Origin of the sequence: Methylobacterium sp. C1 (assembly GCF_001854385.1) — a bacterium.
In the GTDB taxonomy this organism is placed as follows: Bacteria; Pseudomonadota; Alphaproteobacteria; order Rhizobiales; family Beijerinckiaceae; genus Methylobacterium; species Methylobacterium radiotolerans.
The window spans coordinates 211,946-236,430 of record NZ_CP017640.1; the positions used below are offsets into that span (position 1 = coordinate 211,946).

A 24,485-nucleotide genomic window follows, 5' to 3' on the forward strand; every position below is an offset into this window, starting at 1 on the left:
GTCACTCCGTCTCGGCGATGTAGCGCCCCAGCGCCGCCGCGGCCCGGAGCATGTGCGCGCGCATGCGCCGGGCGGCCGTCTCGCCGTCGCCCTCGGCGATCGCCGACAGGATCTCGCCGTGCTCCTCCCGCGAGCGGCGGATCCGGTCGGCATGGCGGAGCTGCGTGCGCCGGAACGCGGCCAGCCGCTCGCGGATCGCCAGGGCCTGCTCGGCCATGAAGCCGTTATGGGTCGCCGTGTAGAGCGCCTCGTGGAAGGCACGGTTGAATCGGTCGTAGGCGTCGACGTCGCCCGCCTCGACCGCCTGGGCGGACTCCTCGTGGAGCTCCATCAGCTCCCCGCGCTCGAGGGGCGTCATCCGGTAGGTCGCGAGTCGAGCGCACATCGCCTCGATCTCGGCGGTCGTCTCGAACATGTCGGCGATCCGCTGCGGCGTCAGGCGCGCCACCACCACGCCCCGGCGGGGCCGGATCTCCACGAGCCCGGAGGCGGCGAGCTGGCGTAACGCCTCCCGGACGGGCGTGCGCGACGCGCCGTAGCGATCGGCCAGGTTCTGCTCGTCGAGGGCCGTGCCGGCCGCGATCGTCCCCGACGCGATGGCGTCGGTGAGGGCGTCGCGGATCCGGTCCGAGAGCAGCCCGCTGTCGATCTTCCGGAAGTCTCCGTGCATCCGCCGTTCCTCGATCGTCCCTTCAGCGACGCCTGCCAGTCCTCGGGAAGACGATGAGGAACAATACCCTAATCCGCGCGCGCGCGCCCGCAATTCGACCGGGCGCACCGGGAGACCGCCGCTTCAGTCGACCAAAGCCCGGACCGTGAGGAACAGGATCGACGGTCCGACGAGGCAGCCGATGCCGGTGTGGAACGTCGCCGTCAGCGTGCCGTAGGGAACGAGCTTCGGATCGGTCGCGGCCAGGCCACCATACGCCATGGCCGAGCGCGGGTTGTCGATGCCGATCAGCCGGGCCACTCAGGGGCGTCCCGACATCACCATGATCGCTTCGGTCACGCCGGTGGCGATGGACAGCGCCATCACGGTGTAATCCGCGTCGACGCGTGCGTCGGGGAGCGTTTCTTTCCCGGATCGGCCTTTGAGCTGTCGCGGAAGGTATGCAAGAGGTTGGCGGAACAGCAATTCCGTATACGAAACTGTCAATGGCACGGGTTTTAAAATACCGAATTGAAGGCTATGTAAAGTCCGGTACACCGATTGGAGCACGCGGATGGGCGACTGGCGCGGTGAGAGGCAGGCACGCGACGCGCGGATCGCGGCCGGGCGCGCCCACGCGGACGGCAAGGTCGTGCCGGCCGCGGCCGTGGTCGACCTGCTGGAGGCGATCCTGCGGCCCGGCGACCGCGTCTGCCTCGAGGGCGACAACCAGAAGCAGGCCGACTGCCTCGCCCGCGGCCTGAGCGCCTGCGATCCCGCCAAGATCCACGACCTGCACATGGTCCAGTCGGGAATCGTTCTGCCCGAGCACCTCGACGTGTTCGAGACCGGGATCGCCAAGCGGCTCGACTACTCGTACTCGGGCCCGCAGGGCGCCCGCATCGCCAAGATGCTCTACGGCGGCCAGATCGAGCTCGGGGCGGTCCATACCTACCTCGAGCTGTTCGCCCGCTATTTCGTCGACCTGACGCCCAACGTGGCGCTGATCGCCGGCGTCTCGGCCGACCGGAACGGCAACCTGTTTACGGGGCCGAACACCGAGGACACGCCGACCGTCGTGGAGGCGACCGCCTTCAAGAACGGCGTCGTGGTCGCGCAGGTCAACGAGATCGTCGACACGGTCCCGCGGGTCGACATCCCGGGCGACCGGATCGACTTCGTGGTCGAGGCCGACAAGCCCTTCTACGTGGAGCCGCTCTTCACCCGCGACCCGGCGGCGATGACCGAGACGCAGATCCTGATCGCCATGATGGCGATCAAGGGGATCTACGCCGAGTACGGCATCAGGCGGCTCAACCACGGCATCGGGTTCGGCACGGCGGCGATCGAGCTGCTGCTGCCGACCTACGGCGAGAAGCTCGGCCTCAAGGGGAAGATCGCCACCCACTGGGCGCTCAACCCGCACCCGACCCTCATCCCGGCGATCGAGTCGGGCTGGGTCAAGCAGGTCCACTGCTTCGGCTCCGAGGTCGGGATGGATCGCTACATCCGCGAGCGGCCCGACGTCTTCTTCACCGGCGCCGACGGGAGCCTGCGCTCGAACCGGGCGTTCTGCCAGACGGCCGGCCTCTACGCCTGCGACATGTTCATCGGCGCGACGCTCCAGATCGACCTGATGGGCCATTCCTCGACCATCACCCAGTCGCGGGTGGCGGGCTTCGGGGGCGCGCCCAACATGGGCTCGGACCCGCACGGCCGCCGCCACCCCTCCGATGCCTGGATGAAGGCCGGTCGCGAGGGCCAGATCGTCGGCGATCCGGCGCTGATGCGCGGGCGCAAGCTCGTGGTGCAGCTGGTCGAGACCTTCGGGGACAAGCTGGTCCCGACCTTCGTGGAGAAGCTCGACGCTCTCGAACTGGCGAAGAAGATCGGACTCGAGCTCGCACCGGTGATGATCTACGCCGACGATGTCACCCACATCGTCACCGAGGAGGGCATCGCCAACCTGCTGCTCTGCCGGGACGCCGACGAGCGCGAGCAGGCGATCCGGGGCGTTGCGGGCTACACCGGGGTCGGTCGCGGCCGCGACCGCGCGAAGGTCGAGGAACTGCGCGCCCGCGGCGTCATCCGCCGCCCGGAGGATCTCGGCATCGAGCCGCTCGACGCCGACCGCGCGCTGCTCGCCGCGAAGTCGATCAAGGATCTCGTGCACTGGTCGGGCGGCCTCTACGAGCCGCCGGCCCGGTTCCGGAACTGGTGAGCGTCGCGCGATGACGGATCCGCACGCGAGGAGACGGCGATGGAATCCCTGACCTTCCGCCACACCACCGAGAAGCCGCTCTCCGGCTCGGCGCCGAGCGCAATCACCGGCGTCGTGGCGTCCGGCAACCTCGAGATCCTGCTCGAGCGGGTCCTGCCGCCGGATACCTGCGAGGTGGCCATCGAGACCCCGATCGCCGGGTACGGCGGCGTCTGGGAGGCGGTGGTGGCCGATTTCGTTGCCCGGGCGCAGCCGGGCGGCCTCCGCATCAGCATCAACGACGGCGGCGCCCGCCCTGACACCGTGTCGCTGCGCCTGCTCCAGGGCGCGCGGCTGATGGAGGCCTGACCATGGCTGGCGACCGCGCCGCGCGCCCCGATCCGGACGCCCTGAGCTGGTACGAGGCCACCGCCCGCCAGCGCGTGCTGGCGCTCACCGATCCGGGAAGCTTCCGCGAGTTCCTGCCGCCGACGGAGCGGCGGATGAGCCCGCACCTGCCGCTCTTCGATCTGCCCCGCGCCTTCGACGACGGCATCGTGGTCGGCCGCGCGCGCCTGGACGGCGAGCCGGTCCTGATAGCCGCCCAGGAGGGCCGGTTCATGGGAGGCGCCTTCGGCGAGGTGCACGGGGGCAAGCTCGTCGGCCTGCTCCGGGCGGCCCTGGAGCTGAGGCCGAAGGCGGTCCTGATCCTGTTCGACACCGGCGGCGTCCGCCTGCAGGAGGCCAATGCCGGCGAGACGGCCATCGCCGAGACCATGCGGGCCATCGTCGAGGCCCGCGCGGCCGGCATCCCCGTCGTCGGGCTGATCGGCGGCCGGGCCGGCTGCTACGGTGGCGGCGGTCTGATCGCCGGCACCTGCTCGCGGCTCGCCGTGTCGGAAGGCGGGCGGATCTCGGTGTCCGGCCCAGAGGTGATCGAGACCAACAAGGGCGCCGAAGAGTTCGATTCCCGCGACCGCGCCCTGGTCTGGCGGACCATGGGCGGCAAGCACCGCCGCCTGATCGGCGGCGCCGACGCCTTCTGCGCCGACACGGTCTCGGCCTTCCGCGCGGCCGCCCGCGACCTCGTCGGCCGCGCCCCGCCCTTCGACCTGGACACCCTGGAAGCCGAGCAGGCGCGCCTGGAGGCCCGCATCGAGCGGTTCGGCGACTGTCGCGACGCGACCGATGTCTGGGCGCGCCTCGGCGTGAACGATCCCGAGGCCGTGCCCGCGATGGACACGGCCGCCTTCGACGAGACCGTGGCCCGGAGTCCGGAGGCCGACCATGACGCTCGCTGAGATCCTCGCCTCCCTGTTCCCGCAGGGTCACGCGGTGGCGGTGCGCGACGGTCTCGTGTCCGGCACCGGTCCGTTCGCGGGCGGCCGGATGCACGTGGTCGGCGTCGACGGCGACACGCCGCTGGGCACCGACGGGGCACTGGTCCTGTCGCGGGCCGTGCTCGACGCCGTGCGGTCCGGCGACCGCGCGCCGATCCTCGTGACTGTGGATTCCGACAGTCAGCGCATGAGCCGCCGCGACGAGCTGCTTGGCCTCAACGAGTGCCTCGCGCACCTCGCCAAGGCGCTGCTCCTGGCGGACCGGTCGGGCCATCCGACGATCGGGCTGATCTACGGCCACTCGGCCGCCGGCGCCTTCATCGCGACGGCCCTTGCGACGCGGGTCCTCGCGGCACTGCCCGGGGCGAATCCGAGCGTGATGGACCTGCCGTCCGTCGCCCGGGTGACCAAGCTGCCCCTCGAGAAGCTGCAGGACATGGCGAAGACGACGCCGGTCTTCGCGCCCGGCCTCGACAACATGGTCGCGACGGGCGCCGTCCACGTGGTCCTGGACCCGGACCAGCCCCTCGAGGGCCAGATCCGCGGGGCGATCGACACGATGCAGGCGCAGGACATCCGCGACCGTCTGGGCGCCGAGCGCGGCGGCCGCCCGGTCGCCCGCGCCGTCGCGGCGGCCGTCGCCGACCAGGCCCGCCTTGGCTGAGCCTTTCCGACGCCACGACCTCGTCCGGGCCGACCCGGCGGCCTGGGCGGCGTGGCGCGTTGGCCGGCCCGATCTCAGCGCCGTCCCGCATCTGGAGCACTGGGCCGCTTCGGGCCGACCGCTGATCGTCCGCCGCCGCATCCCCGGGGAGACCGGCGACGCGGTGCCGCTCGGCCTGCCGCTGCCGCCCGCGGACGGCAAGCGGCGGATCGGGCTCGCCCTGCCGGCATCCGCGCTGTCGCCGGCGCCGGTGGTGAGCCTCGCCGAGGCCGCCGCCCACGCGCCGGTGCCCTGGAGCGCGACCCTCGACGCGCTGACGGAGCTCGGCCGACGGCACGGCCTCGCGCCGCGGCCCTTCGGCAGCCTCCTGTGGCAGGCGGTCACGGGCCTCACCTACCTCAGCGCCACCTCCGACCTCGACCTGCTCTGGCCGTGCCGACCTCCGGTGCCGGTCGGCCTGCTCGACGGCATCGCCGCGGTGGCGGAGGCGGCGCCGATGGGCATCGACGGGGAGATCCTGCTGCCGGACGGCGCGGGTCTGCACTGGCGCGAGCTGCGCGCGGCGCCCGAGGACGGCTCGGTGCTCGCCAAGAGCCTGGAGCGGCTGCTCCTGCGGCCGGTCGCGGGCCTGCGGGGCCCGGGCCCCGCATGACCCTCGCGATCCTCCTTCCGGGCCAGGGTGGCCAGCACCCGGCGATGTTCGACCTGACGGCCGATCATCCGGCGGCCCAGGACGCGTTCGCGGCCGCCAGGCCGCTCCTCGGCGGCGCCGACCCGCGCGACCTGGCCCGAGCGGGCGGCGACAACCTGCACGCGAATCGGACCGGCCAGATCCTGTGCTGCGTCGCCGCCCTGACGGCGTGGCGGGCGCTGGAGGAGGCGGCGCCGGACCGGTCGATCGTGGCCGGCTACAGCATCGGCGATCTCGCGGCCTGGGGCGTCGCCGGACGGCTCGATCCCGCCGACGTGCTCGCCCTGGCGGCCCGACGGGCGGAGGCCATGGACGCCGCTTCCGGCACGGGGTTCGGGCTTGCGGGGATCCGCGGCCTGAGCCTCGACGCGCTCACGGATCTCGCGGACCGCCACGGCTGCCACCTCGCCATCCGCAACGCGGCCGACAGCGGTGTCGTCGGCGGTCCGCGCGCGACGCTGGAGACGCTGTGCCGGGAGGCGACCGGCTCGGGCGCCCAGAGGGCGGTGGTCCTGCCCGTCCACACGCCGTCGCACACGCCGCTGCTCCACGCCGCGACGGCGGCCTTCCGGGACGCGCTCGCCGCAGTGCCGCCGCGTCGGCCGCCGCTCCGCGCGCCGCGGCTGGTCAGCGGGCTGGACGGGAGCACGGTGTTCCGCGACGCCGACGGCCGCGAGAATCTGGCGCTCCAGATCTCGCGCACGATCGACTGGGCCGCCTGCCTCGACGCATGCCGCGAGTACGGCGCGGACCGCGTGCTCGAACTCGGGCCAGGCCACGCCCTCGCCACGATGGCCCGGGCCACCCTCCCGGCGGCGCGCGTTCACGCCATCGAGGAATTCCGCTCGCTGGGCGGCGTGGCGGACTGGCTCGCGCGACCTTAGCGGCGCCGCACAGATGCCGCACAACCCTTGCGGATGGTTGTCCCTGGGCGGCGCTAGTCTGGTGATGTGCCCTTCCGGCTCCGCTTGCTTGGCACAATACTGATGTCGACACCTCGCCTTGACGCGCGGCCCGTTGCGGTCGTAGCAGCCGGGCATCTTCGGGACGGGACGGGTTCATGACGGCCAAGCGAGCGCTGATCACGGGAGTGACGGGCCAGGACGGCGCGTATCTGGCGCAGCTGCTCCTGCAGAAGGGCTACGCCGTCACCGGCATCGTGCGGCGCTCCAGCCATGCCGGCGTGTTCGATCACCGGTTGAAGTGGCTCGGCATCCTGGACGATGTCGAGCTGGTCGACGGCAACCTGCTCGACCAGTCCGCCCTGCTGCGCATCGTCCAGGCGGCCAAGCCCGACGAGATCTACAACCTCGCGGCCCAGTCGTTCGTGACCTCGTCCTGGCAGCAGCCGCTGCTGACCGGGCAGGTCACCGGCCTCGGCGCGGTGCACATGCTGGAATGCCTGCGCTCGGCGGCGCCCCAGGCGCGCTACTACCAGGCCTCGACCTCGGAGATGTTCGGCCTGATCCAGGAGGCCAAGCAGAGCGAGTCGACGCCGTTCTACCCGCGGTCGCCCTACGGCGTGGCCAAGCTCTACGCGCACTGGATGACCATTAACTACCGCGAGAGCTTCGGGCTGCACGCGTCGAACGGCATCCTGTTCAACCACGAGAGCCCGCTGCGCGGCGTCGAGTTCGTCACCCGCAAGGTCACCGACGCGGTGGCGCGGATCAAGCTCGGCCGGCAGAAGGAGCTGCGGCTGGGCAACATCGACGCCAAGCGCGACTGGGGCCACGCCCGCGACTACGTGAAGGCGATGTGGCTGATGCTGCAGCAGGACCGCCCGGACGATTACGTGATCGCCACCGGCCGGACCACGACGGTGCGCGACATGTGCGAGATCGCGTTCAAGCACGTCGGCCTGAAGGTGGACGACCACCTGATCGTCGACCCGGCGCTGTTCCGGCCGGCAGAGGTCGAGGTGCTGCTGGGCAACCCCGCCAAGGCCAAGGCGACCTTCGGCTGGGAGGCCGAGACCAGCCTCGAGGCGCTGATCACCGAGATGGTCGACGCCGACATCAAGCGCCTCAGCGCCAACGCCTGAGCCGTCGGGCTCGCCGCCGGCGGGCTCCGGGTCCATATGGCGCGCATCCCTGAACGGAGAGGCGCGCCGTGAAGACCTACCAGCTCTACATCGACGGGCAATCGGTCGATCCGGTCGAGGGCTCGTGGTTCGAGTCCATCGACCCCTATCGCGGCGAGCCCTGGGCCCGCATCCCGCGCGCCGGGCGCGCCGACGTCGACCGGGCGGTGGCCGCCGCCAAGCGCGCCATGTGGGACGGCCCCTGGGCCACCATGACGGCCTCGGCCCGCGGCAAGGTCCTGCGCCGGATCGGCGATCTCGTCGAGCGCGAAGCCAGGGCACTCGCCGAAGTCGAGGTCCGCGACAACGGCAAGCTCTTCGCGGAGATGTACGGCCAGACCCGCTACCAGCCGGAATGGTGGTGGTACTACGCGGGTCTCGCCGACAAGGTCGAGGGCGCGCAGGTGCCGATCGACAAGCCCGAGACCTTCGCGTTCACCCGGCACGAGCCGGTGGGCGTGGTCGGGGCGCTGACGGCGTGGAACTCGCCGCTCCTGTTCGTCGCCTGGAAATGCGCCCCCGCGCTCGCGGCCGGCTGCGCGGTCGTGGTGAAGCCGTCCGAGTTCGCGTCCGCGAGCACGCTGGAATTCGCCCGCCTGACCAAGGAGGCCGGGCTGCCCGACGGCATGTTCAACGTCGTCACCGGCTTCGGCGGTGAGGCCGGCACCGCCATCGTCGAGCATCCCGACGTCGCCAAGATCACCTTCACGGGCTCCGACGTCACCGGGGCGAAAGTCTACGAAGCGGCCGCGCGGCAGATCAAGCGCGTATCCCTGGAGCTCGGCGGGAAGTCGCCCAACATCGTCTTCGCCGATGCTGACCTGAAGGCCGCCGCCGCGGGAGCGATCTCGGGCATCTTCGCGGCCACCGGGCAGACCTGCATCGCCGGATCGCGCCTGCTGGTGCAGAACAGCATCCGCCAGGAATTCACCGAGCGCCTGATCGAGCTCGCCCGCACCGCCAAGCTCGGCGACCCGATGCAGGCCGACACCAACATCGGGCCGATCACGACGCCGCCCCAGTACACGAAGGTGCTCGACTACATCGCGCTCGCCAAGAGCGAGGGTGCGCGCTGCGTGTTCGGCGGCAATCCCGCCTCCGGTCCCGGCGTGCTCGGCGGCCAGTTCGTCGAGCCGACGATCTTCACGGGCGTCACCAACGATATGCGCATCGCCCAGGAGGAGGTGTTCGGCCCGGTGCTGTCGATCATCGGCTTCGAGGACGAGGCCGAGGCGCTGAAGGTCGGCAACGACGTGATCTACGGGCTCGCGGCGGGCGTCTGGACCCAGGATATCGGTCGCGCGATGCGCATGTCGAAGGGGCTTCGCGCCGGCACCGTCTGGGTGAACACCTACCGGGCGGTGAGCTACATGATGCCGTTCGGCGGCATGAAACGCTCGGGCATCGGCCGCGAGAGCGGGATCGAGTCGATCCGCGAGTATCTGGAGACCAAGAGCGTCTGGATCTCCACGAGCCGCGACGCGCCGGAAAACCCCTTCGTCATGCGGTGACCGAGCGGGCCGCGCTGCGGTACGGCGCGGCCCGCCCCTATTTCGTGGCCGATGGCGCGCGGTCCGGCGGCAGCGCGAGGGACGCCAGAATGAAACCCATGAAGAAGAGGAAGTACTGGTTAACCGACAGCTCCTCGAACATCAGCGACGGGATCAGGAACACCGCGCTGTAGGTCAGGAACGGCCCGAAGGCGGCGGGCGCCAGCAGGATCCGCCCGAGGCCTGCGATGAGCAGCAGCGCCGTGGCGATGCCGCTCTGGAGCGCCAGAGACACGAAGCCGTTATGGGGCGTGACGAGGCCGGTCAGCGCCTGCAGCTCCTCCCGCCTAGCGACCTCGCCGACGCCGAACGGGTATTCGGCGACGAGCTGGAGCGCGGTCACGCCGGACAGGAACCGCTCGTCGAAATTGCCCGTGACGTTGTGGTCCCCGGCGAAGCGCCGCTCGATCGCCTGGGACAGGGTTCCCGGCAGCGGGATCTCCCCCGTCACCGCCCAGGCCACGAGCAGGACGCCCAGGACGCCGAGCGCGGCCAGCACGGCCGGCGCCCTGAGGTTCCGCCGCATCAGCAGGCCGAGGAACAGGAGCGGCATGAACAGGCCGGCGCGGTTGTTGGTGAACGGGAAGCTCGCCAGGAGGGCCGCGACGTAGGCGAGGTAGATGATCTTGAGGTGATAGCGCAGGCTGAGCAGCAGAGCCGCGGCCCCGGCCAGCGCGAAGACGTGGCCGGTCTCGTTGCCGGAGGCCCAGAGGCCGCCCTGCTTGTCCTGCACGAACAGCTTCAGCTCCTCGTCGAGCCCGTCCGTCGGGACCGCGAGCCCGAGCCGGTCGAGCTGCGTGCCGGAGGCGGCGAGCAGCAGCACGGCGAGGGAGGCGAGCATGCCGGCGAGCAGGCCGACGCAGAACGCGTCCTCGACGCGCCGGTCGCGGAACATCACCAGCAGGATGAACGCCTGGACCACGTAGAGCAGCAGGACGAGGGTCAGGTAGACGTCGCCCGCCTGCTTGTGCGCCTTCAGCACCAGCGAGGCCGCGATCAGCGCCAGGATACCGGACAGCGGCGCGGCCTGCCGCACCGCCTCTGCCACGACGGCCCGGCGTAGACCCAGCCAGGGGATGAGCAGGAACGGCAGCAGGTCGGACAGGCGCTGGAACGGAAGCCCGAAGGTCGAGGTCAGGACGTTGAAGTTCAGGGCGGCGCCGAGCAGGAGCACGGCGACGCGGTCCGCGAAGAGGGACGCGGCCGGCGCACTCGTTCCGATCGGCAACGCCTGTCCCGCCATCGCCCCGCACCGTCTCCCGTACCCGCCGCCGATGCCGCCTGCCGGCCGCGGGGTCTCCGGCAGGCAGTGTCGCCCACAATCGTTGGCGGAGGGTGCAGATCAGGCCGGGCGCCGCAGGAAGAGGCCGACGGCCGTGCGGAGCGTGTCGCGCATGAAGATCCAGGCGAGGCTCACGTAGGCCGCGATCCCGATACCGACGGCCGCGACGAGGCCGAGCCGGTCCCCGAAGGCGGCGTGGATCGGGGTCTGGACGAGCAGCACGAGCCCGGCCATCGCGCCGGCGCAGAGCGTGATCGGCGCGAGGAGCCGCACGAGCCGCCCGTTGGTGACCGGGACGACGCGCCCGGCGCTGGCGACGATCGCGGGCGTGAACAGGTAGGCCCGCACCACGTGCCCGGCGACGAGTGCGGCGAGGCCGAAGGGTGCGCTCACGAGCGCCGCCACGGCGCTCAGGCCGAACTGCGCGCCGGCGAGCCGCAGGGCGGTGCCGTTGCGGCCCAGAGCCGTGAAGACCATCCACAGCATCGAGGTCGCGACGAATTCGGGGGCGAGGAGCGCCAGCGTCCGCAGCACCGGCGCCGCGTCGTGCCACTGGTCGCCGAACAGGAACGGGATGAGGGTCGGGGCCACGGCCGCCATGCCGAAGAAGGCGGGCACCGCGAGGAACGCCGAGGCCTCGGCGAATCGGTGAAAGGCCGCGGCCAACTCGCCCGGCCGGTCCTGGAGGCGCGCGTAGGTTGTCAGCCCGACCGTGGTAAGCGGGATCACTGCCACTTGGCTCACGAGGTCGATGCAGCGCCACGCGAGGCGCAGATAGCCGACCTCGGTCGCGGAGAGGAAGTAGGCCGCGATCACCTCCTGGCTCCGGATCGAGGCGACGAGCAGCAGGTAGGTGCAGAACAGCCGCGAGCCGAAGGCGATCTGCTCGCGCACGGAGGCGAGGTGGAGCCGCAGGGGCGGGATCCAGCGGGCCGCCGCCCAGGTCAGGAGCGTGGTCGCGGTCGCGGCGACGAGCCGCTGCACCACGAGGCTCCAGACGCCGTAGCCGTCGAGGGCTAGGACGAGGGCCGCGGCCCCGCCGAGGATGTTGGCGCCGAGCGCGCGCAGCGCGAGCTTGCGGAAGCCGAAGCTCCGCTGGAGCCGCGCCTCGTGGATCGCGCCTGCGGCGGTGATCACGAAACAGGCGGAGAGCGCGCACAGGACCGGCTGCAGCGTGGGCAGGTCGAAGATCCAGGCGATCGGGCCTGACAGCGCCGCGAGGCCGGCGGCGCAGACGGCGCCCGTGGCGAGCATCACCCAGAAGGCGGTGGCGGCGAAGTCCTCGTCGAGGTCGGCGCGCTGGACCACCGCGTCGGGCAGCCCGCAGCGGGCGACGATCTGCAGGATGTCGATGAAGACCGCCGCGATCGCCACCATTCCGAACTCGGCGGGCCCGATCAGGCGGGCGAGCACGAGGAAAACCCCGAAGCTCAAGGTCACGTTGCCGACGGAGGCGACCGCAACCCAGCGCGCGGCGTCGAACGAGCGGCGCGTCACGGCGGCGCCGGAGGCGAGCCCCGGCTCCTCCTCGGCGGCGGCGGCCTCCGACAGGACCGGCGCGGCGGCGGTCACGGGCGGCTCGCCCGACGCTCGGCGACGAGTTCGGCGTAGAGGTCGAGATACTTCTCGGCGACGCGCTCCGAGGTTGATTCGCGGATGACGTGCTGGAAGGCGCGCTCGTCCGGCAGGTTCCCGCGGCCACGGTCGATCACCGTCCGCAACCGCGCGGCGAGGTCGGCGTCGTCGCCCGGCGTGAACAGCCAGTCGGCGTTGTCCTCGCCGATCAGTTCGGGGATCCCGCCGGAGGCCGCCCCGATGACCGGAACGCCCATCGTGTAGGCCTCGTAGATCGTCCGGGGCGACGGCTCGGCCCAGAAGGAGGGGACGATCAGCACGTCGACGGCGCTGAGGAACTCGGCGGGCTTCGCCCAGCCGACGAACTCGATTGGCAGATCCTCGGCCCGCGCCTTGAAGCGCTCGATGGAGTCGTCCATCGCGTGGCCGGCGACGAGGCACCGCCAGTCGCCGGGACCGATCCGCCGGAAGGCATCGATCATCGTGCCGACCCCCTTCTCGGTGTTGATCCGGCCGAGATATCCGAACGTCATCGGCCTGCCGGTCCGGTCGATCCGGCGCCGTGCCTCCGGGTCGCCCCCGGGAACCGTGCAGGAATAGAAGATCACCCGGCGCCGCTCGGGCGCGAGATGCGCGAACAACCCGTGGTCGACATGGGTCTTGAGGATCTCGGTGCCGACGCTGACGACGGCGTCCACCGACCGGTTGGTGATCTGCTTGGCGGCGTTGACCACCTTGCAGCCGAGGTGCCAGCGGTCGCACGGCTTGCCGTCCTTGAACATCGCGGCGTTGCCGCAGATCAGATCGTACTCGCAGACCGTGTGGACGATCGGGATCCCGCGCTTGGCCGCCTCGCGCCAGACGAGGGTCGAGACGTCGAGCAGCGAGTGCGTGTTGACGATGTCGGGCCGGAAGTCGTCGAGGACGCGGCCGAACTCGGCCGCCACGGCAAAATTCCACTGCTGCTTGAGCTTGGCCCAGGCGCGGCCGAACCGGCTCGCCTGGGGCCAGTCCTCCAGCCAGAAATCGTTGTGGTGGGCCATGCGGTAGACCGTGACGCCGCCGCGCACGCTCTTGGGCTCCGGCTCCCGCGCGATGCAGGCCGCCGCCACCGTGTGGCCGGCCGCGACGAGTTCCTCGGCGAGATGCTCTACCGAGCGCTCGGCGCCGCCCACGATGTAGGGCGGATAGAGGGCGCTCAGATGCAGGATCCGCAGCGGTCCGGTCACCGCGCGCGCGGTGGCCTGATCCCTCGGCCGGTCCTGGCCCTGAGCGCGCGGCTCCTCGGTCAGGAGCCGGGCGTAGTTCGACGACAGGGAGGGGGTCATCATGGACGGCACTCGCTGAAATGCGGGCGCTCCGCGCGGGCGGAAAGCTCGGGAAGCGGTTCGGTGCGGGTCGCGGCGTAGAGGTCGAGGAAGGCGGTCGCGACGGCGACCGGATCGGTGCCGGCGCGGATCCGGGCGGCGCGGGCGAGACCTTCGGCGAGGCGGGCCGGCTCCGCGACGATCCGGGTCATCGCGGCGGCGAGTGCTGACGCGTCGCCCGGCGGGACCAGCCAGGGGCCCGGCCCGACCTGCTCGCCGATGCCGCCGGTGGCGGTGCCGATCACCGGGACGCCGCGCCCGTAGGCCTCCGCCACCGTCCGGCCGAAGGGCTCGGGCCAGACCGGCGGGACCACGAGGCAGTCGAGACCGTCGAGGAAGGCGTCGCGCTCCACGTAGCCCAGGAAGTTGACGGGCAGGCCCTCGGCCAGGGTGCGGTAACGGTCCAGCCCGTCCACGGCGCGGCCCGCGACGGCGAGGCGCCAGCCCGCCTCCGGCAGGCGTCGGCAGGCTTCGAGGAGCACGTCGAAGCCCTTCGCGCCCTCGATCCGGCCCAGATAGCCGAACCGGACCGGCGCGCCGGGCGCGCGCTGCCTCCGCGCCACGGGTGAACCGGGCCGGATCGGGTTCCAGATCACTCGGCGCAGCGACGGCGGCACGTGGGCGAAGAGGCCGGCGGCGAGGTGGCGATCGAGGATGTCCGAGCCCACGGCGGTGACGGCCGTCACGGCGCGCTGGCAGCGCCGGTGCGGCGCCGCGTAGAGGCGACACTTGAGATGCTGGCCGGCGCAGGAACGCCCGTGGCGCACCATGGCGCCGTTGGTGCAGAGGCTGGTGAAGTCGTGCAGCGTGTGCACGACCGGCACCCCGAGTCGCCGAAGCAGCGGCCAGAGCGCCGGCGGCAGCTCGGAGATGGAGTGGGTGTTGACGAGGTCGGGGGCGAAGTCCCTGACCGCCCGCATCATCCGGTCGAGGGCGTGGCGGTTCCACTGCGCCGCGAGCTTGTAGCGGAGGCGGTCGACCCGCCCGCGCTGGGACCAGTCGAGGATGTGGAACGGCGTTCCGTACCCGGTCCGGTAGACGGTGACGCCGTCCTGCAGGACCGGTCCGCCCTCGGTCCGCGCCGCGCAGGCGACGGCGACGTTGTGGCCGAGCTCCGCCTGGGTCCGGGCGAGAGTCTCGACCATCAGTTCGGCGCCGCCGACCTGCTCGGGCGCGTAGAGCGAGCTAAGGTGCAGGATGCGCATGCGGCACCTCCCGGGCGGTACGCGCCGTCGCGCCGTCCCGCAGCGCGTCGAGCAGCAGTGTCTCGTAGCGGCGGGCGGTCTCGGCCCAGTCGTAGCGCCGGACATTGTCGCGACCGCGGGCGATCAGCGCGGTCCGGAGCCCGGTTTCGTCCAGCAGGCGCCGCAGGCACGCGGTCAGCGCCGCCGCGTCGGCGGGATCGAAGGTGAGGGCGCCGGCGCCCGCGATCTCCGGCGTGGCGGAGCGGTCCGAGCAGATCACCGGGCAGTCGAGGGCCTGCGCCTCCAGAACGGGCAGGCAGAATCCCTCGGCGAAGGACGGGACGCACAGGCACAGCGCGCCGCGATAGAGGGCCGCCAGCCTGTCGTCGCCGATATGCGACAGGCGGGTCAGCGGGACCGGCGCGCCGCCGAGCGCGCCTGCGATCGCCTCGTCATGATCCTCGCCGACGTGGACGATCCCGAGTCCCGGCCGCCCGAGCCCGACCACAGCGCGCGCGAGCGTCGCGAAGTTCTTGTTGTACAGAGCGTTGCCGACCGCGAGCACGTACGGCCCCGCGGGGATCTCGGCGGCGGAGCCACCCGCCGTCGGGTCGAGCATGGCCGCGGACGGCACGGTCCGCGTCCGGGCGCGGAGTCGCGGGTAGTGGTGCTCCAGATCGCGCCGCGTCGCCTCCGAGACGGCGATCACCCGGGCGCTGCTGCCGAGGACCAGGCGGAAGATCGGGTCGGTGGTCAGGGCCTCGCGGGAGCGGATGCGCCCGGGCAGCGTGCGGAAATAGAGGTCGTGCACGACGCTGACGCGGGCGCGGCCGCCGAACGCCGCCCCGTAGGGATCGATGTTCAGCACCACGTCGATGGCGCGGGCGCGGCACAGCCGCGGGACGGTGAGGCACTGGCGCAGGACGTCGAGCAGCATGATCCGCGGCCGCTTCACCGTCACGACCTCGACGCAGTCGCGGATCGCCGCCGGCAGCTGATCGCGACGCCAGGGGGAGCGCAGCACCACCGCGAAGGTGCCGCGCGCGACGAGGCCGGCGATCACCCGGAAGGCGACGAGCGCGACGCCCGACGGCCGACCGGCATGCTGGCTCGGCATGTTGACGAGGACGCGCGGCATGGCGGGTCTGACGGCTCCGAACGGGAAAGGGAAACGCGGGCCCGTCAGGCCCGGCCGGCGACCTGGAGGATGATGTCGGTGAGATCGCGCTGCATGCGGTCCGCGCCGTAACGGGACAGCGCCCGCTCGCGCGCGAGCGCCGTGCGCGCCCTGAAGGCGTCGGGAGCGGCGAACAGCGCCGACAGGGCCGCCGCGAGGCGGTCCGGCCGCCGCGGCGGCACCAGGGTTCCGGCCGCGCCGCCGTCGAGGATCTCGGCGGACGCGCCGGCGTCGGTGGCGATCACCGGCACGCCGACCAGCATGGCCTCGACGAGGGTACGGCCGAACGGTTCGGGATCGACCGAGGAGTGCACGACCGCGTCGACCGCCTGCATCAGCCTGGGGACATCGTCGCGCTGGCCGAGGAACAGGACCCGGTCCGACAGGCCGCGCCGCGCCGCGAGGTCGCGCAGATGCGCCGCGTAGGCATCCTCGCCGAAAAGGGGCGCCCCCACCACGACGCAGCGCAGGCCGGGCAGGGTCGCCAGCGCGTCGATCAGGACGTCCTGCCCCTTCCACGGCGCGAGGCGGCTGAAGACGCCGACGAGGGGACCGTCCGGCAGGCCGAGCTCCGCGCGCAGGGCGGCGGCACCGCAGGGCACCGGGTCGACGTCGAGGCCGTTCGGCACGACGCGGATCAGGGACCGGCGCCCGCCGGCCTCGACGAAGGCCCGCGCGGCGGCCTCGGAGGGCACGATCACCCGGGCGGCGCAGAGATTGGCGAGCCGGACCTGCAGGACGCGCTGCGCCCGGCCGAAATGCGCGCTGTCGAGGATGTCGTGCAGGTGCCAGATCAGGGGACGCCCGGCGGCGCGGGCCGCCGGGGCGGAGAGCAGGAAGGCCTTCTGCGAGTTGGCGTAGACCACGTCGCAAACACGGGCCGCCCGGGCGATCTCGAGAGCCAGGGCGCCGAGCTGGCCCAGGACCGGCAGCGCGCTCAGGGGGGAGACATCGCGCCGGAGGCCCGCCAGGGCGGACCGTCGGCGCGCGAGGCGGATCTCCAGGCCCTGATCGCGCAGGGCCTCGGTGAGGGCGCCGTCCTCGAACAGGAACGCGGTCGAGCCCGGCCACGGCCGGACGGCGTCGCGGAGCACCAGCTCGGCTCCCGACATGGTGCCGGTGTGACTCACGAACAGGACGCGCGGCCGAGCGGCGACGTCGGAGCGGGTGGCCCGCACCCGGTCAAGGAGGCCGCGCTCGGCGAGCGCTTCGGCGGGAAGCACGTCGGTCATCGCGCGCTCGCGGCCGCCCGGGGATCGGGAAGCGGCATCACGTCGTAGGTCGACTGGATACCCGGGCGGACCATGGTCATGGCGATCCCGAGGACGTGTCCGCCGGCGCGGCGCAGGTTCGCCACGGTCTCGACGGTGTCGGAGAGCTGCGAGCGGCCGTAGCGGGCGCAGCAGAGCACGCCGTCGACTTGGCGAGCGAGCATCGGCGCGTCCATCAGGAGACTCGTGGGCGGCGTGTCGAGGAGGACGAGGTCGTAGCGGCGGCTCCACTTGAGGAAGTCCGCCATCCGGTCGCCCATCAGGAGCTCGGTCGAGTCGGCCGTCGGCGTTCCCGCGGGGATGACGTCGAAGCGTCCGGCCCGGACAACGGCCTCGGCCGGGTCGATCTCGCCGCGGAGCACGCCGCCGAGGCCCGCGCCGCGGCCGAGCCCGAGGGAGGCCTCGAAGTTCGGGCGCCGCAGGTCGCACTCGACCACGAGCACCCGTCGGCCGCTGGCGGCGCCGATCCCGGCGAGCGCGAAGGCCGTGAAGGATTTGCCCTCCCGCGGCTTCGCCGAGGTGACCAGGATGACGCGGGACTTGCCGGCGCCGGCCAGCACGAGATGGGCGTGCAGGTTGCGCAGGACGTTCTGCATCACCGGATAGACCCGCGCCCGCGCCAGGGCCTCCGCGAGGTCGAGCTCGCGCTGGCGCTCGGAGAAGCGGCCGACGAGGCCGGCGGTCTCCAGGCTCGGCAATTGCGCGAAGACCGGTGCGCCGGTGCCCGCCATCAGCTGCGCCGAGGTGCGCACGCGCCGGTCGGTGTAGTCGCGCAGCAGCGCGGCGGCGGCGGCGAGCACGCCGGCGAGCACGAGGCCGCCCGCCAGGAACGGCACGGCCTTGGGCGAGAACGGCTCCTGCGGCAGCTCGGCGAGGCTGACCAGCCGCGTGCTGCCGGTGAGGATCCGCCGCTCGGTCTCGAGCTCGCCCGCGCGCTTCACCAGATCGGCGTAGCGGGTGCGCTTGATCTCGGCGTTGCGCACCATGCCCTCGATCGAGGCCTCGTCGTCCATGGCGGCGGCGGCGTCCGTCTTCGCGGTCTCGAGTTGGGCGCGCAGCGACTTGGCGAGGGTGCTCGAGGCCTCGTAGGACTTGCGCAGGCCCCGCGCGACGTTCCCGATCTCCTGCTCGATCCGCGCGCGCAGGCTCGCCTGCTCGGTCTCGAGCGCCCGGATGACCGGATGGTTCGCGCCCAGCAGGGTGCTCTGGTTGGCGAGCTGCGCGCTGACACCGCTGAGCTGCTGCTTCAGCGAGACGATGGTCGGGCTCGCCAGGACGGCCGGGGCGCTGTCGGCGCCGCGGGCGCCCCTGGCCTCGATCTCGCTCAGCCGCGCGGCGGCGTCCGCTTTGGCGGTCTCGGCCGCGGCGAGCTGCTGGCTGATGCTGGTGAGCCGCTCGGCGCTGATCGGGGCCAGCGAGCCCTTCAGCAGGCCCTTGCGGCGCCGGAACGTTTGGATGCGGGTCTCGTCGGCCCGGATCGACGCGTCCAGCTGGCTGATCTCGGTGTGCAGCCAGTCGGCCGCCGCCTTGCGGCTCGAGGCCTGCGCCTCGCGCTGGTCTTCCAGGAAGGCGTTGATCAGGCCGTTGGCCATGGTCTGCGCCGTCTCGGGCAGCGGCGACTTGTAGCCGATGGTGATGATGCGCGAGCGGCCGGAGCTCAGGACCGTGTAGCGCCTCTGCAGATACTCGACGAGCGCGTTGCGGTCGGTCGTGAGCTTCGTGCAGGCGGCGTCCTTCTTGTCGCTGATCCGGTCGGGATGACCGCCGGTCGCCGCGTAGCGGCACTCGGCGAGGACCGCGGCGACGAGGTTGTCGTCGATGGCGAGGCGCAGGAGCCGTGGCGAGCGGATCACCAGGATCTGGCTCTCGATGTCCGCCGGGTCGCCGATCTTCTGGATCCAGGCCATCGAGGCGTTGTTGGCGCCCGGCTCGGCCTCGGCGACGATCACCGAGCCGCTCGCCACGTATTGCGGCTGGATCATCAGCAGCGCGGTGACGGCGAGGCCGAGGACCGCGGCGAACACCGCCAGGAACAGGGTCCGGCGATGCCAGATCCGCGCGAGGGCGGCGGCCAGCGGACCGCCGCGCGCCGGCTCCTGGGGGAGGGCCCGGACCGGCGCCCGGTCGGCCAGATCGACAGTCAGGAAGGACATGCGATCTGCCCTCAGCCGACGGCTTCGAGGCGCGGCACGATCCGCGGGCGCGTCTCGCAGGCGGCCCGGTGCAGGGCCATCTGGTCATCGACGAAGTTCGAGAACCGGCTGCGGAACAGCTCGGCCGAGAACGTCTCGGCCTGCGCCCAGCAGGCCTCGCGGGTGAAGTGGCTCTCCTGCAGCAGGAAGCGCCGGACGCACTCGGCGATCGCCTCGGGCTCGGGCACGTCGAAGAACATCCCGGTGCGCTGCGGGCCGCGGGTCTGGACCGTCTCGCGGGCACCGCCGCGGCCCAGTGCGAGGACGGGCGTGCCCTCCGACGTGGCCTCGACCACGATGATCCCGAAATCCTCTTCGGCCGCGAAGATGAAGGCGCGGGCCGTGGCCATGAGGTGGCGCAGCTCCGCGTCGGGCACGAAGCCCGAGAATGTCACGTTGGGCCCCGCGATCTCGCGCAGCCGCGCGGCATCCGGCCCGGAGCCCGCCACCACGAGTTCGAGATCGGGAAGCAGCGCGAAGGCGCGGATCACCGCCTCGACGTTCTTGTAGGGCACGAGGCGGCTGGCCACGAGGAAGTGGTTCGCGCGCGGGCCGTCGTACCGCAGGGTCGGCAGCGTGATCGGCGGGTGGATGACCTCGGCGGTGCGGCCGTAGACCTTGTGGATGCGGCGGGCGACGAAGGCCGAGTTGGCCACGATCGCGTTGGGACCGGCCGCCGTGCGGAAATCCCAGACGCGCATCCGGTGCAGGATCAGCCGGGCGAGCAGGCTCTTCATGCCCGCGTCGCAGCCGCTCTCCCGCAGGTAGGTGTGCTGCATGTCCCAGGCGTAACGCATGGGCGAGTGGATGTAGGAGACGTGGAGCTGGTCGGGCCCGGTCAGGACGCCCTTCGCCACCGCGTAGCTGCTCGAGATGACCAGATCGTAGGCCGACAGATCGAACTGCTCGATCGCGAGCGGCATCAGCGGCAGGTAGTTGCGGTGCCGCGTCCGCGCGAAGGGCATGCGCTGGATGAAGCTCGTCCGCGCCTGCGTGTAGCCCAGCCGCGCCCGGTCTGCGTCGGGCAGGAAGTCGAAGAGGGCGAAGACGTCCGCGTCCGGATAGATCCGCAGCAGCTGCTCGAGGACACGCTCGGCGCCACCGACGATATACAACCAGTCGTGAACAATCGCGACGCGCATCACAGCTTCCTCGTCGGTGCGCCGGACGCTGGAAAATGCATTCCGTCCTGCCGGCCCCGCCTGTGGCAGCGAGCGTAGGCACACATGTGAGGGTAATAGAGACGTGATCTCTAAAAAAGGGGTCACCGCGCCAGCAACTATCGAAAATAGTGCTGATTCGAGCCTTAAACCTGACGTGTAAACTTAATTTTTGCGAACGATTAACGTTAAGGTCAGGAGCTCGCCGCGCCGCCGGAATGGGGTTGCCTGCGGACTCGACGCCGCGATCTACGAGGCGATCGGGGCGGGCAGGGGGCCCGGCGAGGGGCGCCGGTCGAGCCGGCGCCGCAGGGCCGCGATCACCGGCGCCTCGACATACCGGAACAGCAACTCCCCCGCGGCCACCGCCGCTGGGAACGCGATCGCGAAGATCAGGACAGCGCGCGCGATGCCGGGCGCGACGACGAGCGCCGCGATCTTGGCGGCGCTGTGCAGCAGCAGATTGTGAACCAGATAGAAGGAGTAGCTGGCATTGCCCTGCGAGAGCAGCCAGCGCGACTTCAACACGATGCCGGCCCGCTCCAGCAGCAGCATCGCGCCCACGATCAGGACGGCCGCGAAACCCCAGACCAGCGGGCGGGCGAACCCCGACAGTTCGGGGCTGGCGCCGAGCGCCTCGGTGACGACCTGGCCGCCGAGGATGAGCAGCACCGCGGCCGCGACGACCGCGCCGGCGACGCGGCGGGCGGGGAAGCCTGCGGGCAACACTCCGAGCCTCAGGTAGGCGTAGCCCAGCCCGATGCCGGCAGCGAACTCGATCAGGATCGGCTTGGTGTAGTACGCCCAGTAGAGGCCCGACGCCGGCAGCAATCCGAGCAGGATCAGCGCGAGGAAGACCGCGGCTGCGCCGAGCGCCCGGACGGCGGGCTTGGGCACCAGCAGCAATCCCGCGAAAACCACGTAGAAGAACATCTCGTAATTGAGGGTCCAGCCTACGGAGTTCAGCGGCTCGATGAAACCACCCCGCGAGAACGGCAGGAACAGCAGGGACTGAACGACGTAATCCGTCCGGATCTCCACGATCCCGATGGGCCTCAGCCCGGTGAGCGCGATCAACGCCAGGCCGATCGTCACGATCCAGTAGACCGGGACGACGCGAGAGGCGCGGCGGAGCAGGAACTCCCCCGGGCTCTCGCGGCGCCCGCTCGTGCTCACGAACATGATGAACCCGGAGAGCACGAAGAACACGTCGACGCCGCTCGCCCCGAAGGCGAGGAGGTCAGGCCGCGGCAGGACGGGGCCGACATAGAGGCCGAAATGCGTGAGGAAGACGAGGTACGAGGCGACGGCGCGCAGGATTTGAAGGTTGTAGATCATCGCGCGCCGGCTGATCGCTGGGCCCGCCCGGGACGGGCGACATCGCGCCCTTATGGCCGAGATGGCCCCACCGCGTCACGACGAGTCCCGAAACGTCCTAAATGGCTCCGGGTCTCGAATTAAGCTCAGGCGGAGCGATTACACGCATGAGTTGCTAGATCCGCGAAATCTCTGGACGGAAGATCACGAAATCAAGAGCTGGAAAGTGATCGTAAAGAGGCGGCCGTCAAATGTGGGACGCCGGCCGCACGGAGCTCCCGCTTGCACAGTGCGCCACCCCGTTCTGCCCAGTGCCAGCCGCTATTTACTATTAATCATTAGATAATTTGACGCCGGGCCGATCGGTTCAATAGCGTCTCGACAACTGGAATAAGGAGTTCCGCCTTGAACATCGCTCAGGACATCCGTGAGATTCTCGGCTCGAACGAAGCCTTCGCAGGGAAGGCGGATCACCTCTCCGAGGATGACAGCCTGTTCGATCTCGGCTTGGACTCGTTCGGTTCGGTTCAGCTGATGCTGGGCCTCGAGGAGCGCTTCGGCATCGAGTTCCCCGACGAGCTCCTGAATCGGAAGTCGTTCTCGTCCATCCGCGCCATCCGCGAGGCCGTCTCCTCCCTGATTCAGCAGGAAGCCGCATGAGCACGCTCGCCGCGCGCGCCGAGCGGGCCGCGGCGGTGGCGGCGCGCCACGCCGACGCCGTCGACCGCGAAGGCCGCTTCCCCGTGGAGGCTGTCGCCGCCATGAAGGCCGAGCGCCTGCTCGGCCTCCAGATCCCGGGTCAGCTCGGCGGCGAGGGGGCCGGGCTGGTGCAGATCGCCGAGCTGTGCAGCACGCTCGGGCAGGCCTGCAGCGCGGCGGCGATGACCTTCGCGATGCACCACATCAAGGTGTCCAGCCTCGTGACCCACGGCCTGGACAGCCCCTGGCACGGACGCCTGATGGAGCGGATCGCGCGGGAGCAACTGCTGGTCGCCTCCTCGACCACCGAGGCGGGCATCGGCGGCGACCTCCGGAACAGCCTCTGCGCGGTGGAAACCAACGGCGAGGTCTTCGCCCTCGGCAAGGACGCGTCGGTGATCTCCTACGGCGCCCACGCCGACCTGATCCTCGCCACGGCGCGGCGCCATCCGGACGCGGCGACGTCCGATCAGGTCCTCGTCGCGCTGATGGCCGACCAGGTCTCCCTCGTGCGCACGGGCGACTGGGACACCCTCGGCATGCGCGGGACCTGCAGCGAGGGCTTCCGCCTGGAGGCCCGGAACGTCCCGGTCGAGCAGATCCTGCCGAAGCCGTTCGCGGAGATCGCCGCCCAGTCGATGCTGGCCTCCTCGCACCTGCTGTGGAGCAGCGTCTGGTACGGGATCGCGACCTACGCGGTCGATCGCGCCCGCGCCTTCGTGCAGGCCGAGGCGCGGCGCCGGCCCGGGCAGGTGCCGCCGACGGCGACGCGCCTCGCCGAGGTCTCCAACGCGCACCAGGCCATGCGCGGCACCATCGCGTCGGCCCTACGCCGTTTCGAGGACGCCCACGGGGACGCCGACACGATCGGCTCCGTCGGCTTCTGCGTGATGCTCAACAATCTGAAGGTCACCGTCTCCGACATGGCGGTCGACATCGTGCGGCGGGCGCTCGCGATCGTCGGTCTCGCCGGCTACCGGAACGACACGCCCTTCAGCCTGGGACGGCCGCTGCGCGACGTCCTCTCCGCGCCGCTGATGATCGGCAACGACCGCATCCTCGCCAACACCGCCAAGCTCCTGCTCGTGCAGAAGGGCAGCGGCCAGCTCATGAGTGCGTGATGGAATCGATCTCCTCTCCCGCCGGCGACGTCGTCCTGCTCGAGGACGAGCCGGCCGGCGGCCCGACCTTCCTCGAACGCCTGTTCGACCGCGGCCTGCTCGTCCGGACCGGCGTCGACGGCCTCTACGGCCGCAGCGGCGGCTTCGAGAGCGTCGTCGACGCCCTCGACCGGATGATCACGCGCCTCGGGGCCGCCGAGGGGGCCGAGGTGCTGCGGTTCCCGCCGGCCATGAGCCGCCCGGCCTTCGAGCGCAGCGGCTATTTCAAGGGCTTCCCGAACCTCGCCGGGACCGTGCACAGCTTCTGCGGCGACGCGCGCGGACACGCCGAGATCCTCGCCTGCCTCGAGGCCGGGACCGACTGGACCGGCCAGCAGGAGGCCACCGACGTCGTGCTGACGCCCGCGGCCTGCTACCCGGTCTATCCGGTCGCCGCCGCGCGGGGCGCGCTGCCGACCGAGGGCCGCCTGTTCGACCTGCAATCCTACTGCTTCCGGCGCGAGCCGTCGCTGGAGCCGACCCGGATGCAGCTCTTCCGGATGCGCGAGTACGTGCGCATGGGCAGCCCCGAGCAGGTTCTGGCCTTCCGCGAAACCTGGCTCGAGCGCGGCACGGCCATGATGCGCGCCCTCGGTCTGCCCCTCGCCATCGACGCGGCCAACGACCCGTTCTTCGGCCGCGCCGGCCGGATGCTCGCCAACAACCAGCGGGCTCAGGGGCTGAAGTTCGAGCTGAACGTCCCGGTCAACAGCGTCGACAAGCCGACGGCCTGCCTCAGCTTCAACTATCACCAGGACCATTTCGGCAGCACATGGGAGCTGCGCCAGGCGGACGGCGCGGTTGCTCACACGGCCTGCGTCGGATTCGGCCTGGAGCGGATCACCCTGGCGCTCCTGCGCCACCACGGGCTCGATCTCGCCGCCTGGCCGGAGGCCGTGCGCGCCGAGCTGTGGGATTGAGGCG

General features: G+C 71.4%; 21 protein-coding genes and 1 pseudogene. 11 read left to right on the forward strand and 11 right to left on the reverse strand.

Going from position 1 to position 24,485, the window contains the following annotated elements:
- Nucleotide 1: 1 nt before the first annotated feature.
- Both BKE41_RS01045 and BKE41_RS01050 read right to left on the reverse strand, forming a co-directional pair.
- Nucleotides 2-670 carry a GntR family transcriptional regulator gene (locus tag BKE41_RS01045; protein WP_058607544.1) on the reverse strand — a complete coding sequence of 223 codons (669 nt, stop codon included), beginning with the start codon at nt 668-670 and terminating at the stop codon, nt 2-4.
- A 123-nt stretch (nt 671-793) separates the two neighbouring features.
- A pseudogene (locus tag BKE41_RS01050) lies at nt 794-1,060 on the reverse strand (malonate transporter subunit MadM); the annotation flags it as partial.
- 163 nt (nt 1,061-1,223) lie between these two features.
- Here BKE41_RS01050 and mdcA point away from each other — a divergent pair.
- The 8 genes from mdcA to BKE41_RS01090 all read left to right on the forward strand — a co-directional run bounded on the left by mdcA (nt 1,224) and on the right by BKE41_RS01090 (nt 9,138).
- Nucleotides 1,224-2,870, forward strand: a complete 1,647-nt coding sequence (mdcA, locus tag BKE41_RS01055) for a malonate decarboxylase subunit alpha (protein WP_070998291.1) — start codon at nt 1,224-1,226, stop codon at nt 2,868-2,870.
- Between the two features lie 39 nt (nt 2,871-2,909).
- Entirely contained in the window at nt 2,910-3,218 is a 309-nt protein-coding gene (gene mdcC, locus BKE41_RS01060; protein WP_012317192.1) for a malonate decarboxylase acyl carrier protein, read from the forward strand.
- 2 nt (nt 3,219-3,220) lie between these two features.
- Complete coding sequence (locus tag BKE41_RS01065; RefSeq protein ID WP_012317193.1) at nt 3,221-4,150, forward strand: biotin-independent malonate decarboxylase subunit beta; 930 nt, start codon at nt 3,221-3,223, stop codon at nt 4,148-4,150.
- Complete coding sequence (mdcE, locus tag BKE41_RS01070) at nt 4,137-4,853, forward strand: biotin-independent malonate decarboxylase subunit gamma (protein WP_024827837.1); 717 nt, start codon at nt 4,137-4,139, stop codon at nt 4,851-4,853. The genes BKE41_RS01065 and mdcE overlap by 14 nt, the downstream gene beginning before the upstream one ends.
- The gene (gene mdcG, locus BKE41_RS01075; RefSeq protein WP_012317195.1) at nt 4,846-5,505 is read left to right on the forward strand and encodes a malonate decarboxylase holo-[acyl-carrier-protein] synthase; all 660 of its coding nucleotides are present in this window, start codon (nt 4,846-4,848) and stop codon (nt 5,503-5,505) included. The genes mdcE and mdcG overlap by 8 nt, the downstream gene beginning before the upstream one ends.
- On the forward strand, nt 5,502-6,428 hold the full coding sequence (locus BKE41_RS01080; protein ID WP_053620458.1) for an acyltransferase domain-containing protein: 927 nt from the start codon (nt 5,502-5,504) through the stop codon (nt 6,426-6,428). Before mdcG ends, BKE41_RS01080 begins: the two co-directional genes overlap by 4 nt.
- 176 nt (nt 6,429-6,604) lie before the next feature.
- Nucleotides 6,605-7,588, forward strand: coding sequence for a GDP-mannose 4,6-dehydratase (gene gmd / locus BKE41_RS01085; RefSeq protein WP_012317197.1), 984 nt, complete (start codon nt 6,605-6,607; stop codon nt 7,586-7,588).
- A 68-nt stretch (nt 7,589-7,656) separates the two neighbouring features.
- Nucleotides 7,657-9,138, forward strand: coding sequence for an aldehyde dehydrogenase (locus BKE41_RS01090; protein ID WP_012317198.1), 1,482 nt, complete (start codon nt 7,657-7,659; stop codon nt 9,136-9,138).
- A gap of 37 nt (nt 9,139-9,175) precedes the next feature.
- On the opposite strand, the gene BKE41_RS01095 is transcribed toward BKE41_RS01090, so the two are convergent.
- The 9 genes from BKE41_RS01095 to BKE41_RS01135 form a co-directional block, all read right to left on the reverse strand.
- On the reverse strand, nt 9,176-10,405 hold the full coding sequence (locus tag BKE41_RS01095; RefSeq protein ID WP_245295876.1) for an O-antigen ligase family protein: 1,230 nt from the start codon (nt 10,403-10,405) through the stop codon (nt 9,176-9,178).
- Nucleotides 10,406-10,519: 114 nt separating this feature from the next.
- Nucleotides 10,520-12,031 carry a lipopolysaccharide biosynthesis protein gene (locus BKE41_RS01100; protein ID WP_070998294.1) on the reverse strand — a complete coding sequence of 504 codons (1,512 nt, stop codon included), beginning with the start codon at nt 12,029-12,031 and terminating at the stop codon, nt 10,520-10,522.
- Nucleotides 12,028-13,251: a glycosyltransferase family 4 protein gene (locus BKE41_RS01105; RefSeq protein WP_029360459.1), complete on the reverse strand. Its 1,224-nt coding sequence runs from the start codon at nt 13,249-13,251 to the stop codon at nt 12,028-12,030. Before BKE41_RS01105 ends, BKE41_RS01100 begins: the two co-directional genes overlap by 4 nt.
- Before the next feature lie 110 nt (nt 13,252-13,361).
- Nucleotides 13,362-14,606: a glycosyltransferase family 4 protein gene (locus BKE41_RS01110; RefSeq protein WP_029360460.1), complete on the reverse strand. Its 1,245-nt coding sequence runs from the start codon at nt 14,604-14,606 to the stop codon at nt 13,362-13,364.
- Nucleotides 14,587-15,723: a glycosyltransferase family 1 protein gene (locus tag BKE41_RS01115; RefSeq protein ID WP_043072936.1), complete on the reverse strand. Its 1,137-nt coding sequence runs from the start codon at nt 15,721-15,723 to the stop codon at nt 14,587-14,589. Before BKE41_RS01115 ends, BKE41_RS01110 begins: the two co-directional genes overlap by 20 nt.
- A gap of 44 nt (nt 15,724-15,767) precedes the next feature.
- On the reverse strand, nt 15,768-16,994 hold the full coding sequence (locus tag BKE41_RS01120; RefSeq protein WP_199825823.1) for a glycosyltransferase: 1,227 nt from the start codon (nt 16,992-16,994) through the stop codon (nt 15,768-15,770).
- Nucleotides 16,991-19,186, reverse strand: coding sequence for a polysaccharide biosynthesis tyrosine autokinase (locus BKE41_RS01125; protein WP_029360463.1), 2,196 nt, complete (start codon nt 19,184-19,186; stop codon nt 16,991-16,993). The genes BKE41_RS01120 and BKE41_RS01125 overlap by 4 nt, the downstream gene beginning before the upstream one ends.
- A gap of 11 nt (nt 19,187-19,197) precedes the next feature.
- Nucleotides 19,198-20,367 (reverse strand): glycosyltransferase, encoded by a 1,170-nt coding sequence (locus BKE41_RS01130; protein ID WP_053620690.1) that lies wholly within the window; start codon nt 20,365-20,367, stop codon nt 19,198-19,200.
- Nucleotides 20,368-20,634: 267 nt separating this feature from the next.
- Entirely contained in the window at nt 20,635-21,723 is a 1,089-nt protein-coding gene (locus BKE41_RS01135; RefSeq protein WP_024827826.1) for an acyltransferase, read from the reverse strand.
- Between the two features lie 390 nt (nt 21,724-22,113).
- Between BKE41_RS01135 and BKE41_RS01140 the strand changes: the two genes are divergently transcribed.
- Genes BKE41_RS01140 through BKE41_RS01150 form a run of 3 tightly spaced genes read left to right on the forward strand, consistent with a single transcriptional unit; the run spans nt 22,114 to nt 24,481 of the window.
- Nucleotides 22,114-22,362 carry an acyl carrier protein gene (locus BKE41_RS01140; RefSeq protein WP_199825845.1) on the forward strand — a complete coding sequence of 83 codons (249 nt, stop codon included), beginning with the start codon at nt 22,114-22,116 and terminating at the stop codon, nt 22,360-22,362.
- Nucleotides 22,359-23,522, forward strand: a complete 1,164-nt coding sequence (locus tag BKE41_RS01145) for an acyl-CoA dehydrogenase family protein (RefSeq protein WP_012317209.1) — start codon at nt 22,359-22,361, stop codon at nt 23,520-23,522. The genes BKE41_RS01140 and BKE41_RS01145 overlap by 4 nt, the downstream gene beginning before the upstream one ends.
- Nucleotides 23,522-24,481, forward strand: coding sequence for an amino acid--[acyl-carrier-protein] ligase (locus BKE41_RS01150; protein ID WP_107645281.1), 960 nt, complete (start codon nt 23,522-23,524; stop codon nt 24,479-24,481). The genes BKE41_RS01145 and BKE41_RS01150 overlap by 1 nt, the downstream gene beginning before the upstream one ends.
- Nucleotides 24,482-24,485 lie beyond the last annotated feature (4 nt).

Coding starts and splice junctions, on each gene's coding strand:
- BKE41_RS01045 (WP_058607544.1), bottom strand. CDS start 670: ATGCACGGAGACTTCCGGAAGATCGACAGCGGGCTGCTCTCGGACCGG.
- mdcA (WP_070998291.1), top strand. CDS start 1,224: ATGGGCGACTGGCGCGGTGAGAGGCAGGCACGCGACGCGCGGATCGCG.
- mdcC (WP_012317192.1), top strand. CDS start 2,910: ATGGAATCCCTGACCTTCCGCCACACCACCGAGAAGCCGCTCTCCGGC.
- BKE41_RS01065 (WP_012317193.1), top strand. CDS start 3,221: ATGGCTGGCGACCGCGCCGCGCGCCCCGATCCGGACGCCCTGAGCTGG.
- mdcE (WP_024827837.1), top strand. CDS start 4,137: ATGACGCTCGCTGAGATCCTCGCCTCCCTGTTCCCGCAGGGTCACGCG.
- BKE41_RS01080 (WP_053620458.1), top strand. CDS start 5,502: ATGACCCTCGCGATCCTCCTTCCGGGCCAGGGTGGCCAGCACCCGGCG.
- gmd (WP_012317197.1), top strand. CDS start 6,605: ATGACGGCCAAGCGAGCGCTGATCACGGGAGTGACGGGCCAGGACGGC.
- BKE41_RS01110 (WP_029360460.1), bottom strand. CDS start 14,606: ATGCGCATCCTGCACCTTAGCTCGCTCTACGCGCCCGAGCAGGTCGGC.
- BKE41_RS01115 (WP_043072936.1), bottom strand. CDS start 15,723: ATGCCGCGCGTCCTCGTCAACATGCCGAGCCAGCATGCCGGTCGGCCG.
- BKE41_RS01120 (WP_199825823.1), bottom strand. CDS start 16,994: ATGACCGACGTGCTTCCCGCCGAAGCGCTCGCCGAGCGCGGCCTCCTT.
- BKE41_RS01125 (WP_029360463.1), bottom strand. CDS start 19,186: ATGTCCTTCCTGACTGTCGATCTGGCCGACCGGGCGCCGGTCCGGGCC.
- BKE41_RS01130 (WP_053620690.1), bottom strand. CDS start 20,367: ATGCGCGTCGCGATTGTTCACGACTGGTTGTATATCGTCGGTGGCGCC.
- BKE41_RS01135 (WP_024827826.1), bottom strand. CDS start 21,723: ATGATCTACAACCTTCAAATCCTGCGCGCCGTCGCCTCGTACCTCGTC.
- BKE41_RS01145 (WP_012317209.1), top strand. CDS start 22,359: ATGAGCACGCTCGCCGCGCGCGCCGAGCGGGCCGCGGCGGTGGCGGCG.
- BKE41_RS01150 (WP_107645281.1), top strand. CDS start 23,522: ATGGAATCGATCTCCTCTCCCGCCGGCGACGTCGTCCTGCTCGAGGAC.